Source organism: Nocardioides marmorisolisilvae, assembly GCF_031656915.1.
Lineage (GTDB): Bacteria > Actinomycetota > Actinomycetes > Propionibacteriales > Nocardioidaceae > Marmoricola > Marmoricola terrisoli.
The window spans coordinates 2,100,274-2,116,774 of record NZ_CP134227.1; the positions used below are offsets into that span (position 1 = coordinate 2,100,274).

Sequence of the window (16,501 nt, forward strand, 5' to 3'; positions counted from 1 at the left end):
GAGGTCGCCGAGCCGGGCTCAGACCGGGGGCGGCTCCTCGAACCAGCGCGGCCCGACCGCGGTCACGCGCGCGGTCCGGACGTCGTCGGGAGCGCGCTCCAGATCGATCTCGAGCCGGCTGCCGGCCAACGCCTCGGCCAGTCCCGAGCCCCATTCGACGATGGTCACCGCGTCGTCGAGGTCCGTGTCGAGATCGAGGTCGTCGAGCTCCGCCCGGTCGCCGAGCCGGTAGGCGTCCACGTGTACCAGTGCCGGGCCGTCGACCAGGGACGGATGCACGCGGGCGATGACGAAGGTGGGCGAGGTGATGGGTCCGCGCACGCGCAGTCCTGCGCCCAGGCCCTGGGCCAGCGTGGTCTTGCCGGCCCCGAGCTCGCCGGTGAGCACCACCAGGTCGCCAGCGCCGAGGGCCTCCCCGAGCCGTACGCCGAAGGCTCGGGTGTCATCGGCACCGGGAAGCGTCGAGATCCGGGGCAGCTGGCGGGCCATCCGCAGTCGCGGCCCGTCCCGGCCCACCTCGGCGTACCCGTTGCGCACCCAGAAGCGCACCGTGTCCGGAAGCTCCTCGCGGGCCTCCAGGACCAGCCCGTCGAAGTGCTCGGCCTGGGCGATCTCCGCCGCCCGCTCGGCCAGGTGGTGGGCAACACCGTGGTGCCGCGCCTCGACGAGCACGCCGACGCGGCGCAGCCCCAGCCAGCGTCCGTGCGGGCGGAACAGCAGCGACCCGGCCGGGTGCCCATCCACCTCGGCGACCAGCCCCCCGTGGAGGGCGAGCTCCGCGGTCACCGCCTCGAGGTCGTCCTCCAGTGCGTTCGAGGGCGGGTCCAGCACCGGCCGGCCGGCGAACGTGCTGTGGATCAGCTCCAGCACGGTCGCCGCGTCCTCGCTGCCGGCGCGGCGGATCGCGATCGTGGTCACCGACCCACCCACACGCGCTGCTGGCGGCCGCCCATCCGGGTGACGATCTCGTAGCTGATCGTGTCGCACCAGTCCGCCCACTCCTGGGCCGTCGGCTCGCCGTCATCCCCGGGGCCGAACAGCACCACCTCGTCGCCCGCCTGCGCATCCGGCGCGTCGACGACGAACTGGTCCATGCAGATTCGGCCCAAGACGTCGGCGCGTCGGCCGTTCACCTGCACCTGGGCTGTGGACGAGGCGTGCCGGGGGATGCCGTCGCCGTACCCCATCGGGACCAGGCCGACGTGCATCGGAGCCGGCGCGACGTAGGTGTGCCCGTAGGAGATGCCGTCGCCGGCCGCGACGTCCTTGCCGAGCACGATGCTGCCACGAACGGTCATCGCGGGAGCCAGGCCTAGCGCGGCGGACGAGGCCACCGCCGGAGCCGGGGTCAGCCCGTAGCTGGCGATGCCGAACCGGACCAGGTCGAAGCGGATGCTCGGGCGCAGCAGGCCCCCTGCGGAGTTCGCCAGGTGTCGGACCTCTGGGTGCAGGCCGGCCTCCTCAACCATCGCCAAGACCTCACGGAAGGCCCGTTCCTGGGCGTCGTTGGCGGGGTGGTCGGGCTCGTCGGCACAGGCCAGGTGCGACCAGACCCCGACCGGGTCGAGGTGCGGCAGCTCGACCGCGGCCGCGATGAAGCGCTGCCAGTCGGCGCGGGCGGATCCGCCACGGGTGAGCCCGGTGTCGAACTTCAGGTGCACCCGGGCCGTCGTACCGATGCGGGCGGCGGCCTCGGCGATCTCCGCCAACTGCTCGACGGTGGAGGCCGAGACGTCGATGTCGTGGCGCAGCGCCGGGTCGTAGTCCTCCCCTGGTGCGGCCAGCCAACACATCAGCCTGCCCTCGTCTCCGGCCTCCCGCAGCGCCACTGCCTCGGGCAGGGTCGCCGCGCCCAGCCAGTCCGCGCCGGCCTCGCGCGCGGCCCGGGCGACCGGGACCATGCCGTGTCCGTAGCCGTCGGCCTTGACCACGACCATCACCGCTGCCGGCACCACCTGCTCGCGCAGCCGCCGGACGTTGTGCCGGATCGCGTCGAGGTCGACGACGATCTCGGCGCGCGGGCGCGGTGCGGCAGGGCTGGTCATGTCACGCCATCCTTCCACCGGGCGGGCCGGCCGACGTCAGCGGACCAGCGCGCGAACCACACTCGGGATCGCTCGTGCCACCTGAGAGGCGTTCAGCGGGCCACCGGCGTACGTCGCGGCCGCGCCGTGCAACCACGACCCGACCGAGGCCGCGTCGAACGGCCCCAGCCCTGAGGCGAGCAGGGCACCGACCAGTCCGCCGAGCACGTCGCCGGAGCCAGCCACCGCGAGCCAGGCATTGCCGGTGGTGGTCGCTCGCGCCCGACCATCGGGTGCCACGGTCAGGGTGTGCCTGCCCTTGAGCAGCACCACGGCGTCGTACCTCTGTGCGGCCTCGCGGGCGTAGCGCAGCTGGTCGGCCTCGACCCTGCCGCGATCCACTCCCAGGAGGGATGCGAGCTCCCCCGCGTGCGGGGTGAGCACCAGTCCGGCGCGCTCCGTCCCCGCGGCCGGGTCGAGATGCAGCAGCGCGTCCGCGTCCACCAGGACCGGGACGTCGTCCTGCAGCGCCCGCTCGAGCCCCGGGCCCGCGTCGTCCCCACTACCCGACCCGACTAGCCAGGCCTGGACCCGGCCCTCGCCGACCACCACCTCCGGATGCGCCGCGCGCACCGCCTCGGGAGCAGCGCCGGAATAGCGGACCATGCCGCACAGCCCACCGTTCGCAGCCGCCGTGCCCAGCACGGCTGCGCCGGGATAGCCGGGCGAGCCGGTGCGGATGCCCAACACCCCGCGGGTGTACTTGTGGTCGAAGGCGCGTGGCAGCCGCAGCAGGCCGGCCACGTCGTCCGGGCCGAGCGCCTCGACGACCGGCTCGGGCAGGTCGAGGCCGATGTCGACGAGGTGGACGGTGCCGCAGGCCTCGGCCGCCGGATCCACCAGGTGGCAGACCTTGTGCGTCCCGAAGGTGACGGTCAGGTCGGCGCGTACGTGGTCGCCGTCGAGCCGGCCGGTGTCCACGTCGACGCCGCTCGGCACGTCGACCGCCACCACGGGCACGCCCTCGTGCCGGGCGAGCACTGCCGCCGCGTCCGGACGCAGCCCCGGACAGCCGCCGATGCCGACGATCCCGTCGACGAGCACGTCGGGTCGACGTACGTGGGCGGGGTCGACGACCCGGCCACCGCGCCGGCGCAGCTCGGCGAGCCCGGCCGGGTGGACCCGTTCGGAGAGCAGCACCGCCTGGACGCCGGCCCCGCGGGCGGCCAACCGCGCGCCGGCGTACAGCGTGTCGCCGCCGTTGTCACCCGACCCGACCAGGAGCAGCACCCGGGCGCCGTACACGGTGCCGAGGAGGTCCGCCACCGCGGTTGCCAGTCCGGCCGCCGCCCGCTGCATCAGCGTCCCCTCCGGCAGCCTCCCCATCAGCTCCGCCTCGGCCGCCCGCACCTGCTCCACCCGATGTGCTCGTCGCATCCCGCCATTATCGGCCCCCCGCCGAGTGGTCCGATCCTGCCCGCGAGTGGTCAGAAAGCGCGGTCCCGGACGACAGCGGACGGCCATTTGGGACCACTCGCGCGCCATTGGCGACCACTCGGCGGATCGGGGGGGCGGGAGGGGATCAGGTGGCGGACTCGAGGACGACGACGGCCGAGGCGATGCCGGCGTCGTGCGAGAGCGAGAGGTGTACGGCGGCAGCGGACAGGGACTCGGCACGCGCCCGGACGGTGCCGCGCAGCGCGAACGTCGGCCGGCCGTCGGGCAGCGAGACCACCTCCGCGTCGTGCCACTCCAGACCGGCCGGGGCGCCGAGTGCCTTGGCCAGTGCCTCCTTGGCAGCGAAGCGGGCCGCCAGCGACTGCATCGGCAGCGCCGCCTCGGCCTCGGTGAACAGCTTGTCCCGCAGTCGCGGCGTGCGCGCCAGGGACTCCTCGAAGCGGCCGAGGTCGACCACGTCGATGCCGACGCCGACGATCACGGACGGGCCCCCGGGACGGTCATTCGACGGTGACGGACTTGGCGAGGTTCCGGGGCTGGTCGACGTCGTGGCCGAGCAGTGTCGCCAGTTCGCAGGCGAACAGCTGCAGCGGGACGGCCGCGACAAGCGGCTGCAGCAGAGTGGGTACGACGGGCAGCGTGATCCGTACGTCGGAGTACGGCGTCACCTCGTCGTCGCCCTCCTCGGCCAGCACGATCGTGCGTGCACCCCGAGCGCGGATCTCCTGGATCGCGCTGACCATCTTGGCGTGCAGCTGGTCGCGTCCGCGCGGAGGCACCACGCAGAACACGGGCAGGCCCTGCTCGATCAGGGCGATCGGGCCGTGCTTGAGCTCGCCCGCCGCGAACCCCTCGGCGTGCAGGTAGGCCAGCTCCTTGAGCTTCAGCGCACCCTCCAGAGCGATCGGGAAGCCGACGTGGCGACCGAGGAAGAGCACCGATCGGACCGACTGCAGCTCGGCAGCGAGCTCGTAGACGGACTCGGCGTCGTCGAGCATCCGCTGCACGTGGGCGGGCATCTTCTCCAGCTCGCCGACGATCGAGCGGATCTCGTCGCCGTACTTCATCCCCCGCACCTGGGCGAGGTAGAGGCCGAGCAGATAGCAGGCGATCAGCTGGGTGAGGAATCCCTTGGTGGAGGCGACGGCCACCTCAGGGCCGGCGTGCGTGTAGATCACCGCGTCGGACTCACGCGGGATCGTCGATCCGTTGGTGTTGCAGATCGCGAGCACCTTCGCCCGCTGGGTGCGGGCGTGCCGGATCGCCATCAGGGTGTCGGCGGTCTCGCCCGACTGGCTGATCGCCACGACGAGGGTGTTGCGGGTCAGGATCGGGTCCCGGTAGCGGAACTCGTGGGCCAGCTCGACCTCGCAGGGGATCCGGGTCCAGTGCTCGATGGCGTACTTCGCCACCAGGCCGGCGTACTCCGCGGTGCCGCAGCCGACGATGATGATCTTGTCGACCTCGCGCAGCTCGTCATCGCTGACCCGCACCTCGTCGAGCTCCAGCCGGCCCTGCTCGTCATGCCGGCCGAGCATCGCGTCGGCGACGGCGCGCGGCTGCTCGAAGATCTCCTTGCGCATGAACCAGTCGAAGCCGTCCTTCTCCGCCGCGGAGAGGTCCCAGTCGACGTGGTAGCGCTTGCCCTCGGCGGGGCGGCCGTCGAAGTCGGAGACCCGGACGTCGTCCCGGGTGATCGTGACGACCTGGTCCTGGCCGAGCTCGAGCGCCTCACGGGTGTGCTCGATGAACGCCGCCACGTCGGAGCCGACGAAGTTCTCCCGCTCGCCGAGGCCGACCACGAGCGGCGAGTTCCGGCGCGCGGCAACGACTCGGGACGGGTCCTCGCCGTCGAGAGCGACCAGCGTGAAGGCGCCTTCGAGCCGCCGACACACCTGCTGCATCGCGGTGGTCAGGTCGGCTCCGCCCGAGACCGCGTCCTCGAGGAGGTGGGCGGCCACCTCGGTGTCGGTCTCCGAGCGCAGGTTGTGCCCGGCGGCCTCGAGCTCGTCGCGCAGCCGGGCGAAGTTCTCGATGATGCCGTTGTGTACGACGGCCACCCGGCCGCTCTGCCCCGAGTGCGGGTGGGCGTTCTCGTCGGTCGGCGCGCCGTGGGTGGCCCACCGGGTGTGTCCGATACCGGTGGTGGCTGGCGGCAGCGGGTCCTCCTCGAGGGCCTTCTCGAGGTTGGCCAGCTTGCCGGCTCGCTTGGCGCCGGCGATCCGTCCGCCGGCGATCACCGCGATCCCCGCAGAGTCGTAGCCGCGGTACTCGAGCCGACGCAGACCGTTGATCACCACGTCCCGGGCCAGCTTGTCGCCGACGTACCCCACGATCCCGCACATGGGCCGCAGTCTAGTTGCCTTCCTCTCGGCACGAGACCGCATCGGTGCGGACCGCGCCGAGGGGCCTAGGCTGATCGCCATGCAGATGACCGACTCCGTCACGGTGCACATGGACGCCTCCGCAGACCGGGTCTGGGACCTGCTCAGCGACGTCACCCGGATCGGCGAGTTCAGCCCGGAGACCTTCGAGGCGAAGTGGACCCGTGGCGCGACCGGACCGGCGGCCGGCGCGTACTTCAAGGGGCACGTGCGGCGCAACGGGATCGGCCCGGTCTACTGGACGCTGTGCCGGGTGGTCACCTGCGAGCCCGGCGAGGAGTTCACCTTCACCGTGCTCGCCGGGAATCGCGAGGTGAACACGTGGGGCTACCGGATCGCCCCGGCCGGCAACGGCGTCGACGTCACCGAGTTCTTCCAGCTCGCCGGCAATCCCCTGCTGAAGGCCTACTGGGGTGTGCTCGGGCGACTGCGTGGGCGGACGAACCGCAACGGCATGCGCACCACGCTCGAGCGCATCAAGGCCGTCGTCGAGCACGCTGCCTGAGCCCGACCGAGCCCGGCCTGACAGGATCGCCCCATGGCCAACGGCACGCACGCCGGCGAGTCCTCGCCGTACGTCGAGCTCGAGCGCGACGCCTGGGCCGAGTTGGGCGCACACACCGATCAGCCACTGTCGGCCGAGGAGATCGACCGGGTCCGCGGCCTCGGTGACCAGCTCGACATCGGTGAGGTGCAGCAGATCTACCTGCCGCTGTCGCGGCTGCTGAGCATGTACGTCGAGGCCGCGGGCGCCCTGCACCGAGCCCAGGAGGACTTCCTGCACCGGACCGTGCCGCCCCGCACACCCTTCGTGATCGGCCTGGCCGGCTCCGTCGCGGTGGGCAAGTCCACCACCGCACGCGTGCTGCAGCAGATGCTCGCGCACTGGCCGGCGCACCCTCGCGTGTCACTGGTGACCACCGACGGCTTCCTGCACCCCAACGCCGAGCTCGAGCGACGCGGGCTGCTGGGTCGCAAGGGCTTTCCGGAGTCCTACGACCGCAAGGCGCTGCTCCGCTTCGTCATCGACATCAAGTCGGGCAAGGAGGAGGTCGAGGCGCCGGTCTACTCCCACCTGACCTATGACGTCACCGACGAGAGGGTCGTGGTGCAGAGCCCCGACATCGTGATCGTGGAGGGGCTCAACGTGCTGCAGCCGGCGGGCATCCGTGGCGACGGCCGCACGGGCCTGGCAGTGAGCGACTTCTTCGACTTCACCGTGTACGTCGACGCCGCACAGGCCGACATCCGACGCTGGTACACCGACCGGTTCCTGCGGCTGCGGGAGACCGCATTCCGCGACCCGGCGTCGTACTTCGCGAAGTACGCCGGCCTCTCGCACGACGAGGCCGTCACCGAGGCGAACCGAATCTGGGACACCATCAACGGACCGAACCTCAATGGGAACATCGCACCGACCCGGTCACGGGCCACCCTGGTGCTGCGCAAGGACGCGGACCATTCGGTGCGCTGGGTGCGTCTGCGCAAGCTGTGAGAGCGGGCGTCACGCACAGCTTGCGCCAGCAAGGAGGACGAGCATGGACGAACAGCCACCGCTGACCCGCTGGGAGCGCGCGGGCGAACGCAACCACGGCTACGACCAGCGGTTCACCGCGCTGATCGCCGCCGGCGACGACATCGACGGCGAGGCCCGGCTGGCCGACGTGCTGGCGCCGCGGGGCGCTCGGATGCTCGATGCCGGTGCCGGCCTGGGCCGGGTCGGCGCGGCCCTGCAGCGCCGCGGGCACAGGGTCACGGCCGTCGAGAAGGACGGGCATCTCATCGGTCGCGCGCACGAGCTGTTCCCCGAGCTGCCAGTCATCGAGTCCGACGTGCTGGCGCTGACACCGGAGCTGCTCGAGGCGCACGGCGCACCCTCGTCGTACGACGTGGTCGTGCTGGTCGGCAACGTGATCGTGCTGGCCGCGGAGGACACCGAGGTGCGGATGCTGCGCACCCTGGGCGCACTGCTGGTCGAGGGCGGCCGAATGCTGGTCGGCTTCCACCACCACGGCGGTCCGGCCCATGCCCGCGAGTACCCCTGGGATGACTTCGCCGCCGACGTCACCGCGGCGGGCCTCTCGGTCGAGCAGCATTTCGGCAGCTACGACCTGCGGCCGCCGGACGACGACTACGTCGTTGCGGTGCTCACCCGGGGCTGACCAGCGGCGTCATCGGCCCTCGTCGGTGTGCCCGCGGCTCTCCCGCAGTGCGCGCCCCAGGGCCACCTCTTCGCGCAGCTTGGCCTCGTCCTTCTCGATGTTGCGATCGTCGCGGACGGGGAGCTGCACGGAGCGCTCGGCCGCCACGCCCGCCTGCAGCTCACGTCCGCGCTCGAGCTCGCTGTCGAGCTCGGCGCCCAGAAGCAGTGCCAGGTTGGTGATCCACAACCAGAGCAGGAAGACCACGGCTCCGGCGAGGGCACCGTAGGTCTTGTCGTAGCTGCTGAAGTTGCCGATGTAGAAGCCGAATGCCACCGACGCGACGATCCAGAGCACGATGGCCAGGACCGCACCCACGCTCACCCAACGGAACTTCGGCTGCGCGATGTTCGGCGTCGCGTAGTAGAGCACCGCGACGATGACGACGACCGCGAACAGGATGACCGGCCACTTCGCGATGCTCCAGATCGTGACGGCGGTCGACCCGAGCCCGATCGCGTTGCCCACCGACTGTGCCGCGCTGCCGGTCAGCACCAGCGCGAGCGCCACTGCCGCGGCCAGCACGATCGCCACCAGCGTGACCAGCAGCATCATCGGGCGGAGCTTCCAGAACGGTCGGCCCTCGCGGATCTCGTAGATGCGGTTCATCGCCCGTCCGAACGAGCCGACGTACCCCGATGCAGACCAGAGCGCCGACAGCACGCCCAGCACGAAGCCCAAGCCGGCAGCCCCGGTGGAGCGGCCGAGCTGGAGCAGGGTCGGCTCGATGCTCCGCGCGATCCCACCGACCCCGACGGTGCTCAGCACACCGACCAGGGTGTGCACGGTCGACGGTCCCTGACCGACCAATCCCACCAGGGAGAGCAGCGCGATCAGTGCAGGGAACAGCGAGAGCACCGAGTAGTAGGTCAACGACGCGGCGAGGTCTGTGCACTGGTCACGGGAGAACTCACGCAGCGTCTTGCGGGCGACATACCTCCAGGACGACCCGGTGAGGTCTGTCGGCGACGCCGGCTCCTCGACGTGTGTCATCCCGAGCCGGTGCCCGCTGACCATGCGGCCAAACCACCGCCGTGCCGGCCCCACCGACGGGACCGGGCGGCCCTGCTGGAGAAATGATGCCGGTTCGGCCGCTTCCAGCGGATACCTTTGCGCCCATGTTCGAAGCCCTGGGCCGGCTGGCCTCCCGTCGTCCCTGGTTCGTCGTCGCAGGCTGGATCATTCTCGCCGTGGTGGTCATCAGCATGGCGCCGAAGCTGACCTCGACCACGGACGAGTCGGCGTTCCTGCCCGACCACTACGAGTCGATCAAGGCCGCAGAGATCCAGGCCAAGGAGTTCCCGGCTGCGAGCCAGCCCGGCGCGATCCTCGTCTTCGACCGCACCGACGGCCGGGCGCTGTCCGCTGCAGACACCGCGAAGGCGAGTGGGATCGTCGATGCGCTGAACACCAGGCTGACCGGCCCGATGAGCCGCACCTTCTCCCATGGTGCCGTCGGAGCCGTCTCCCAGGACCACCAGGTGCTGATCGGAGTGATCGGCCTGGCCAAGGGCGCCACCGGCTACGACACCAGCGCGATCAACGACGCCAAGACCCTGCGCGCCGACGCCAAGCCGCTGGTCAAGGGCACCGACCTGCGGCTGCAGATGACGGGACCGGCGCCGCAGAGCCTCGACTCGCAGGACTCCAGCGCGAAGACGATGGAGATCGTCGGCGCCGCAACGGTCCTGCTCATCGTCGTGCTCCTGGCGCTGATCTTCCGCAGCGTGATCATCTGCCTGCTGCCGATCGTCGTGGTGGGCATCGCCTCGCAGGTCGCCACCGGGTTGATCGCGTGGGCGAACCAGGCCTTCGACCTGAAGGCGGACAGCTCGATCCAGGTGATCCTGATCGTGGTCCTCTACGGCATCGGGACCGACTACATCCTGTTCCTGCTCTTCCGCTATCGGGAGCGTCTTCGCGCTGGGGTCGCCCCCAGGGAGGCGATCGTGCAGGCGATGGAGCGGGCCGGTGAGGCGATCGCCTCGGCCGGCGGCGCGGTGATCGTCGCCTTCATGGCCCTGGTGCTCTCCTCGCTGAGCATCTTCCGCTCGATCGGCCCCGCCCTGGCGATCGCGGTGGCGGTCACCCTGGTGGCGGCGCTCACCCTGGTCCCCGCCGTGATGACGCTGCTCGGCCGGGCGCTGTTCTGGCCGTCGAAGAGCTGGCGCGACGAGCCGCAGGGCACGCGCTTCGCTGCGATCAGCAAGGCTCTCGGCGCACACCCGGGCAGGTTCGCACTGGCCTCCGGAGCCGTCTTGGCGGTGCTCGCTATCTTCGCGCTGAGCTTCAACCCGACCTTCGACTTCAACTCCAGCCTGCCGTCCAACCTCGAGTCCACCCAGGCCACCCACACCCTGCAGAAGAGCTTCCCGGCCGGCCAGAGCGACCCCGCGACCGTGCTGGTCCGCAGCGACGACGGAGGGCCCATCGACAAGTCGGCCCTCGCCGGCTTCGGCACGGCCATGTCCGGGGCCACCGGGGTCGCGAAGGTGCTGCCGCCGCAGATCTCGAAGGACGGCACCACCGCCTCGGTCGCGGTCGTGCTCGACCACGATCCCAGCTCGGACGCGGCGTTGAGCGACATCAAGGGACCGATCCGGGACATCGCCCACCGGTCGGCCCCGCCCGGCACGACGGCGTACGTCGGCGGCACCACGTCCGTCTTCGCCGATCTCCAGCAGGCGATGGCCCGCGACTACTCGGTGGTGTTCCCGGTCGCGGCCGTGATCATCATGCTGATCCTCGCCCTCCTGCTGCGCAGCCTGGTCGCACCGGTCTACCTGATGGTCTCGGTGGGCCTCGGGTTCGGCGCGACCCTGGGGGCCAGCGTGATCCTCTTCCAGCACATCAAGGGCGACAGCGGGCTGATCTTCATGTTGCCGATCTACATCTACCTGTTCGTGGTGGCGCTCGGCACCGACTACAACATCTTGATGATCGCCCGGCTGCGCGAGGAGGCACGTGCCGGCAAGGATGCTCGCGCGGCCGCTGCCGAGGCGGTCAAGCACGCCGGGCCGACCATCGCCGCGGCCGGGCTCATCCTGGCCGGCACCTTCGGCTCGCTGATGCTCGGCGGTCAGTCGCTGATCGTGTCGATGGGCTTCGCGCTGTCGTTCGGCATCTTCGTGGCCGCCTTCGTGATGGCGATGTTCTTCACGCCCTCACTGACCGCGCTGATCGGGCACGCCGCCTGGTGGCCCGGGCACGGCGACGAGACCGAGGCCGAGCACGAGGCGCGCGTGGGTCACGGAGCCGTCGCGCAGCCCCAGCTCGAGCTGCCCCAGACGCTCGACCAGCCGCCTAACGCGCCTCGCTAGAGGGCGAGCTGGGCGCGCACCACGTCGGCGAGCCGGGCCGCGATGCTCGCGGCCTGGGCGTGGCTCGACGCCTCGACCATCACCCGGACCAGCGGCTCGGTGCCGGACTGGCGCAGCAGCACCCGACCACTGTCACCGAGCTCGGCCTCTGCCTCGGCGACCGCGGCGGCGACGACGAAGTCGTCGTCGGCACGCGACTTGTCGACGCCGGGAACGTTGAGCAGCACCTGCGGAAGGCGGTTCATCACGCCCGCGAGCTCGTCGATCGACGCGCTCGTCGCGGCCATCCGGTCCAGCACCTGCAGGGCGGTCAGCACGCCGTCTCCCGTGGTGGCGTGTCGGCTCATGATGACGTGGCCGGACTGCTCGCCGCCCAGCGTGTGGCCGAGGGTCTTCATCGCCTCCAGGACGTAGCGGTCGCCCACCTTGGTCTGCAGCACACCGATCCCGGCGCCGCGCATCGCCTGCACGAAGCCCAGGTTCGACATCACGGTCGCCACGACGGTGTCCGCGTGCAGCTCGCCGCGCTCGCGCAGGGCGAGCGCGAGGACGGCGAGGATCTGGTCGCCGTCGACGACCTCCCCGCGAGCGTCCACGGCCAGGCAGCGGTCGGCGTCGCCGTCGAGAGCGAAGCCGACGTCGGCGCCGTGCTCGACCACGGCCCGCTGCAGGCCATCGAGGTGGGTGGATCCGCAGCCGTCGTTGATGTTCAGCCCGTCGGGCTCGGCCGCGATCGCGATGACCTCCGCACCGGCGTCGCGGAGCGCCTTGGGCCCGACGACCGAGGCCGCCCCGTTCGCGCAGTCGAGCACGACTCTGAGCCCGCTCAGGTCGTGACTGACGGTGCCGACCAGGTGCGCGGCGTACTCCTCGATGGCGGTCGGGTGCCGACGGATCCGTCCGACGTCACCGCCGATCGGCCGCTCCCACGGCTCCTGCATCCGCTTCTCGATGGCGTCCTCGATGGCGTCGTCGAGCTTGACCCCCCCACGGGCCAGGAACTTGATGCCGTTGTCGGGCATCGGGTTGTGCGACGCCGAGAGCATCACACCGAGATCGGCGCCCAGCGCGCCGGTCAGGTACGCCACTCCCGGAGTGGGCAGGTCACCGAGGATCAGTACGTCGACGCCGGCTGAGGTGAGCCCGGCCACGACGGCTGCGGACAGGAACTCCCCGGACACGCGAGTGTCGGTGCCCACCACGGCCACGGGCCGGTGACCGGCGAAGGTCCCCCGTTCGCCGAGCACATGGGCTGCCGAGACCGAGAGGTCCAGGGCGAGCTCCGCGGTCAGGCGACCGTTGGCCAGCCCCCGGACTCCGTCGGTGCCGAAGAGGCGTCCCATCAGCGCTTGCTGAACTGAGGAGCCTTCCGTGCCTTCTTCAGACCAGCCTTCTTGCGCTCGATCACGCGGGCGTCACGGGTCAGCAGTCCGGCCTTCTTCAGCGACGGACGGTTGGCCTCGATGTCGACGGCGTTCAGCGCGCGGGCCACGCCCAGGCGCAGCGCACCGGCCTGACCGGTGATCCCGCCGCCGTGGATGCGGGCGATCACGTCGAAGCGGCCCTCGAGCTGGGTGGTCGCGAACGGCTCGTTGACGACCTGCTGGTGCAGCTTGTTGGGGAAGTAGGAGTCGAGCGTGCGGCCGTTGACCGACCACTGACCGGTGCCGGGGACGATGCGGACCCGCGCGACGGCCTCCTTGCGACGACCGGTGGCCGCCGCCGGGGCGATGGTGGCGGGCTTCAGCGGCGCGTCGGCGGACGGGGCGCTCTCGGACGAGTAGGCGATGCCCTGCTCGTCGACCTGGTAGGTCTCCTCGACCTCGGTGGATGCGTTCTCAGACACGTGTTTACCTCGGAGCTGGAAGTTGAAGTCTTACTGGGAGATCTGCGTGATCTCGAACGGCTTGGCCTTCTGGGCCGCGTGGGGGTGCTCCGGGCCGGAGTACACCTTGAGCTTCTTGATCATCTGGCGGCCGAGACGGTTCTTCGGCAGCATCCCCCAGACGGCGCGCTCGACAGCCTTGCGGGCGTCCTTCTCGAGCAGCTGGCCCATCGGGGTCGACGACAGCCCGCCGGGGTATCCGGAGTGCTGGTAGGACAGCTTCTTGGTCGCCTTGTCGCCGGACAGCGACAGCTTCGACGCGTTCACCACGATGACGAAGTCACCGGTGTCGACGTGGGGCGCGAACATCGGCTTGTGCTTGCCGCGCAGGAGGTTGGCGACCTGGACGGCGAGCCGGCCGAGCCGGACGTCGGTCGCGTCGATGACGTGCCATTCGCGCTGGATGTCACCAGGCTTGGGGCTGTAAGTGCGCACGTGCGTTGCCACTTTCTCGTTCGTGATCCGCTCGGGCTGGTCCCGAACGGCGGTGGTGCCGCGGCTTCTGACGAACACTGCCCGGCCTCAGTGGCCGGGTCTGCCCCAGGTCGTCGTGAACGAGCCGTGGAGCGGCAGGAGTCGCTACCAGCAAGGCTACCGGTGCCGCGCCGTACCGGTCAAAACGAGCCGACCGCGAGACGGCGGTTGGCGGCGGCAACAGTGGTGGGCGTAGGTTCGGAGGCGGAAATGGCACGATCAAAGTGACAGGAGCCGACGTGGCTGACAACGGCAGTTCCGCGGGGAACGACACCCTCACCGTCCGCGACAACCGGACTGGCAAGGAGTATGAGATCCCGATCAACGACGGCACCATCCGCGCCGCCGATCTGGGTCAGATCAGGACAACCGACCCTGAGACCAACGAAGAGGGCCCCGGACTGGCCACCTACGACCCGGGCTTCGTCAACACAGCGTCGTGCAAGAGCGCCGTGACGTTCATCGACGGCGAGAGGGGCATCCTGGAGTACCGCGGCTACCCGATCGAGCAGCTCGCGGAGGGCTCGTCCTTCCTGGAGGTCGCCTATCTCCTGATCCACGGCGAGCTGCCCTCCAAGGTGGAGTACGACCAGTGGGTGCACGAGATCACCTTCCACACGTTCGTGCACGAGAACGTCAAGGAGTTCATGCAGGGCTTCCGGTACGACGCACACCCGATGGGGATGCTGATGGCATCGGTCGGGGCGCTGTCGACGTTCTACCCGGAGTCCTCCAACATCCACGACGCGGACAACCGGCACATGCAGATCGTCCGGATGATCGCGAAGATGCCGACCCTCGGCGCCTGGGCCTTCCGGCACGCGCAGGGCAAGCCGTTCGTCTACCCGGACAACGAGCTCGGCTACACCGCGAACTTCCTCTCGATGCTGTTCAAGATGAGCGAGCGCAAGTTCGACGCCGACGAGCGGCTGGTCAAGGCCCTCGATGTGCTCTTCATCCTCCACGCCGACCACGAGCAGAACTGCTCGGCCAATGCGGTTCGCTCGGTGGGCTCGTCCCAGGTCGACCCGTACTCCTCGGTGGCGGCGGGCGTCGGCGCCCTCTACGGTCCACTGCACGGCGGCGCGAACGAGGCGGTGCTGCGGATGCTGCGCCGGATCGGGGGCAAGGAGAACATCCCCGACTTCATCAAGGGCGTGAAGGACGGCAACGAGCGGCTGATGGGCTTCGGCCACCGGGTCTACAAGAACTACGACCCGCGGGCGAAGATCATCAAGAAGGCCTGCGACGACGTCTTCGAGGTCACCGGGGTGAACCCGCTGCTCGAGATCGCGATGGAGCTGGAGAAGATCGCGCTCGAGGACGAGTACTTCGTCAAGCGCAAGCTCTACCCCAACGTCGACTTCTACTCCGGGCTGATCTACGAGGCCTTCCAGTTCCCGCCGGAGATGTTCACCGTGCTGTTCGCGATCGGTCGTACGCCGGGCTGGCTGGCGCAGTGGCACGAGCTGGTCCAGGACAAGGAGCAGAAGATCGCCCGTCCCAAGCAGATCTACACCGGCGACCGCGGCCTCACCTTCACCCCGGCGGCCGAGCGCTGGAAGTGACGTCAGCGGGGCGCCGTCGCGCTAGATTTGCCTCATGCTGGCGGACGACGCACCCGACCCCGAGCTGATCCAGCCCGAGGACTTCCTGCCGCCGAGCCCCTTCCCCACCGACGCCCAGCGGATGGGCTTCGACCGCTTCACCGGCGACAACGCCGCACTCCTCGCGGTCGCGTCTGCGCTGGACCCGGCGAAGTCGTCCCACCGGATCATCGCGTGGCTGCTGCTCGTGGTGGTCGGCCTGCCCGTGGTGCTGGAGATCTGGCGCCTGCTGGCGCGCTGAGGCACGTCGTCACCTGCTGCACCGACCTCAGGCAGTGCGGCGGACCAGCTGCAACCGCCAGGCCTCCGGACCGCGCTCGAGATAGCTGACCTCGAACACTGAGGGCTGACGCTGCTCGATCTGGGCCAGCAAGGGGAGCGGGTCGTGCGGGGCCACCAGCACCAGGCCGCCGCCGGGGTGCACCGCGTCGAGGGCCCCGAAGATGGTGGCGTGCCGGATCGCGTGCGGGACCATCCTCGCGTCGAGCTCGGGGTAGCCGGGCCCGTCGTGCTCGCCACAGGAGCAGTTGTGCCCCGCGGGCGCTGCCTCGGCCTCCTGCTCGTGGCCGTGATCGGCTGCGCCGGCCAGCTCCGCGTGCATCGCCGAGAGCAGGTCGGGCAGGCTCACCCCGGGAGCACCAGCCAGCGCGGGCAGGAGCTGGTCGTTCTCCTTGGCCAGGTGGCTGTCGAAGAGGACCTGCAGTGCCCGGGCCGCGCCGACGGCACGAACCGCGTCGGTCGCGGTGCGCAGGTCGGCGACCAGGGACGCGAGCACGACGTGCTCGGCGAGCATCGCCTCCACAAGGATCCGGGCCGGAGCGATCGCCAGGCCCGCAGGATAGAGGGCCGACTCCTCGGCGGCCGCGTGCGGCAGCAGGTCGCTCTCGCACCAGCCGACCAGGTCGGCACGCGCGGCGTCGACGCCGTCGCCGCCGCGAGCGGCCAGCTGCAGCGCGGACACCCGCGCGCTCAGCGCACCGGCCAGCTCTGCGTGGTGCTGCTCGATCGCCTGGACCGCGGCTGCGTCGGCCGCGGTGCTCGAGATCGCCACGTCGTTCATTGATCCTCCTTCGGTCCCGGATCCGGGACCGGCTCGGCGACCGCACCGGGATGTGCGATCCGCTGGGTAATTTACTACACTATTTCCC

At 70.6% G+C, this 16,501-nt stretch carries 16 protein-coding genes and 1 pseudogene; 6 read left to right on the top strand and 11 right to left on the bottom strand.

Features of this window, described 5'->3' with window-relative positions; genetic code table 11:
- Positions 1 to 18: 18 nt before the first annotated feature.
- The 5 genes from tsaE to glmS all read right to left on the bottom strand — a co-directional run bounded on the left by tsaE (position 19) and on the right by glmS (position 5,827).
- Complete coding sequence (tsaE, locus tag Q9R13_RS10045) at positions 19 to 918, bottom strand: tRNA (adenosine(37)-N6)-threonylcarbamoyltransferase complex ATPase subunit type 1 TsaE (RefSeq protein WP_310964992.1); 900 nt, start codon at positions 916 to 918, stop codon at positions 19 to 21.
- A complete protein-coding gene (gene alr, locus Q9R13_RS10050; RefSeq protein WP_310964993.1) occupies positions 915 to 2,045 on the bottom strand; it encodes an alanine racemase in 1,131 nt (376 codons plus the stop codon). Before alr ends, tsaE begins: the two co-directional genes overlap by 4 nt.
- Positions 2,046 to 2,081: 36 nt before the next feature.
- On the bottom strand, positions 2,082 to 3,461 hold the full coding sequence (locus tag Q9R13_RS10055; RefSeq protein WP_310964994.1) for an NAD(P)H-hydrate dehydratase: 1,380 nt from the start codon (positions 3,459 to 3,461) through the stop codon (positions 2,082 to 2,084).
- A gap of 145 nt (positions 3,462 to 3,606) precedes the next feature.
- Positions 3,607 to 3,963 (bottom strand): holo-ACP synthase, encoded by a 357-nt coding sequence (locus tag Q9R13_RS10060; protein ID WP_310964995.1) that lies wholly within the window; start codon positions 3,961 to 3,963, stop codon positions 3,607 to 3,609.
- Positions 3,964 to 3,982: 19 nt separating this feature from the next.
- Positions 3,983 to 5,827 (bottom strand): glutamine--fructose-6-phosphate transaminase (isomerizing), encoded by a 1,845-nt coding sequence (glmS, locus tag Q9R13_RS10065; RefSeq protein ID WP_310964996.1) that lies wholly within the window; start codon positions 5,825 to 5,827, stop codon positions 3,983 to 3,985.
- A 79-nt stretch (positions 5,828 to 5,906) separates the two neighbouring features.
- Between glmS and Q9R13_RS10070 the strand changes: the two genes are divergently transcribed.
- The 3 genes from Q9R13_RS10070 to Q9R13_RS10080 are packed head-to-tail and all read left to right on the top strand — an operon-like array spanning position 5,907 to position 8,028.
- Positions 5,907 to 6,371, top strand: coding sequence for an SRPBCC family protein (locus Q9R13_RS10070; RefSeq protein ID WP_310964997.1), 465 nt, complete (start codon positions 5,907 to 5,909; stop codon positions 6,369 to 6,371).
- Between the two features lie 33 nt (positions 6,372 to 6,404).
- Positions 6,405 to 7,361, top strand: a complete 957-nt coding sequence (gene coaA, locus Q9R13_RS10075; RefSeq protein WP_310964998.1) for a type I pantothenate kinase — start codon at positions 6,405 to 6,407, stop codon at positions 7,359 to 7,361.
- A gap of 43 nt (positions 7,362 to 7,404) precedes the next feature.
- Positions 7,405 to 8,028 carry a class I SAM-dependent methyltransferase gene (locus Q9R13_RS10080; protein WP_310964999.1) on the top strand — a complete coding sequence of 208 codons (624 nt, stop codon included), beginning with the start codon at positions 7,405 to 7,407 and terminating at the stop codon, positions 8,026 to 8,028.
- Between the two features lie 9 nt (positions 8,029 to 8,037).
- Here Q9R13_RS10080 and Q9R13_RS10085 read toward each other — a convergent pair whose 3' ends face one another.
- Positions 8,038 to 9,084 (bottom strand): YihY/virulence factor BrkB family protein, encoded by a 1,047-nt coding sequence (locus tag Q9R13_RS10085; RefSeq protein WP_310965000.1) that lies wholly within the window; start codon positions 9,082 to 9,084, stop codon positions 8,038 to 8,040.
- 101 nt (positions 9,085 to 9,185) lie between these two features.
- Here Q9R13_RS10085 and Q9R13_RS10090 point away from each other — a divergent pair, with 101 nt between their 5' ends.
- Positions 9,186 to 11,387, top strand: a complete 2,202-nt coding sequence (locus Q9R13_RS10090; RefSeq protein ID WP_310965001.1) for an MMPL family transporter — start codon at positions 9,186 to 9,188, stop codon at positions 11,385 to 11,387.
- Here Q9R13_RS10090 and glmM read toward each other — a convergent pair.
- The 3 genes from glmM to rplM are packed head-to-tail and all read right to left on the bottom strand — an operon-like array spanning position 11,384 to position 13,707.
- Positions 11,384 to 12,730, bottom strand: coding sequence for a phosphoglucosamine mutase (gene glmM, locus Q9R13_RS10095; protein WP_310965002.1), 1,347 nt, complete (start codon positions 12,728 to 12,730; stop codon positions 11,384 to 11,386). The genes Q9R13_RS10090 and glmM overlap by 4 nt on opposite strands.
- Entirely contained in the window at positions 12,730 to 13,233 is a 504-nt protein-coding gene (rpsI, locus tag Q9R13_RS10100; RefSeq protein WP_310965003.1) for a 30S ribosomal protein S9, read from the bottom strand. Before rpsI ends, glmM begins: the two co-directional genes overlap by 1 nt.
- Positions 13,234 to 13,263: 30 nt before the next feature.
- Entirely contained in the window at positions 13,264 to 13,707 is a 444-nt protein-coding gene (gene rplM / locus Q9R13_RS10105; protein ID WP_310965004.1) for a 50S ribosomal protein L13, read from the bottom strand.
- A gap of 278 nt (positions 13,708 to 13,985) precedes the next feature.
- Here rplM and Q9R13_RS10110 point away from each other — a divergent pair, with 278 nt between their 5' ends.
- Together Q9R13_RS10110 and Q9R13_RS10115 are read left to right on the top strand one after the other, a co-directional pair.
- On the top strand, positions 13,986 to 15,314 hold the full coding sequence (locus tag Q9R13_RS10110) for a citrate synthase (protein WP_310961021.1): 1,329 nt from the start codon (positions 13,986 to 13,988) through the stop codon (positions 15,312 to 15,314).
- A 34-nt stretch (positions 15,315 to 15,348) separates the two neighbouring features.
- Positions 15,349 to 15,594: a hypothetical protein gene (locus tag Q9R13_RS10115; protein ID WP_310961022.1), complete on the top strand. Its 246-nt coding sequence runs from the start codon at positions 15,349 to 15,351 to the stop codon at positions 15,592 to 15,594.
- Between the two features lie 27 nt (positions 15,595 to 15,621).
- Here Q9R13_RS10115 and Q9R13_RS10120 read toward each other — a convergent pair whose 3' ends face one another.
- Both Q9R13_RS10120 and Q9R13_RS10125 read right to left on the bottom strand, forming a co-directional pair.
- Positions 15,622 to 15,942, bottom strand: coding sequence for a DUF2249 domain-containing protein (locus tag Q9R13_RS10120; protein WP_310965069.1), 321 nt, complete (start codon positions 15,940 to 15,942; stop codon positions 15,622 to 15,624).
- A gap of 66 nt (positions 15,943 to 16,008) precedes the next feature.
- A pseudogene (locus tag Q9R13_RS10125) lies at positions 16,009 to 16,413 on the bottom strand (hemerythrin domain-containing protein); the annotation flags it as partial.
- Positions 16,414 to 16,501: the final 88 nt, after the last annotated feature.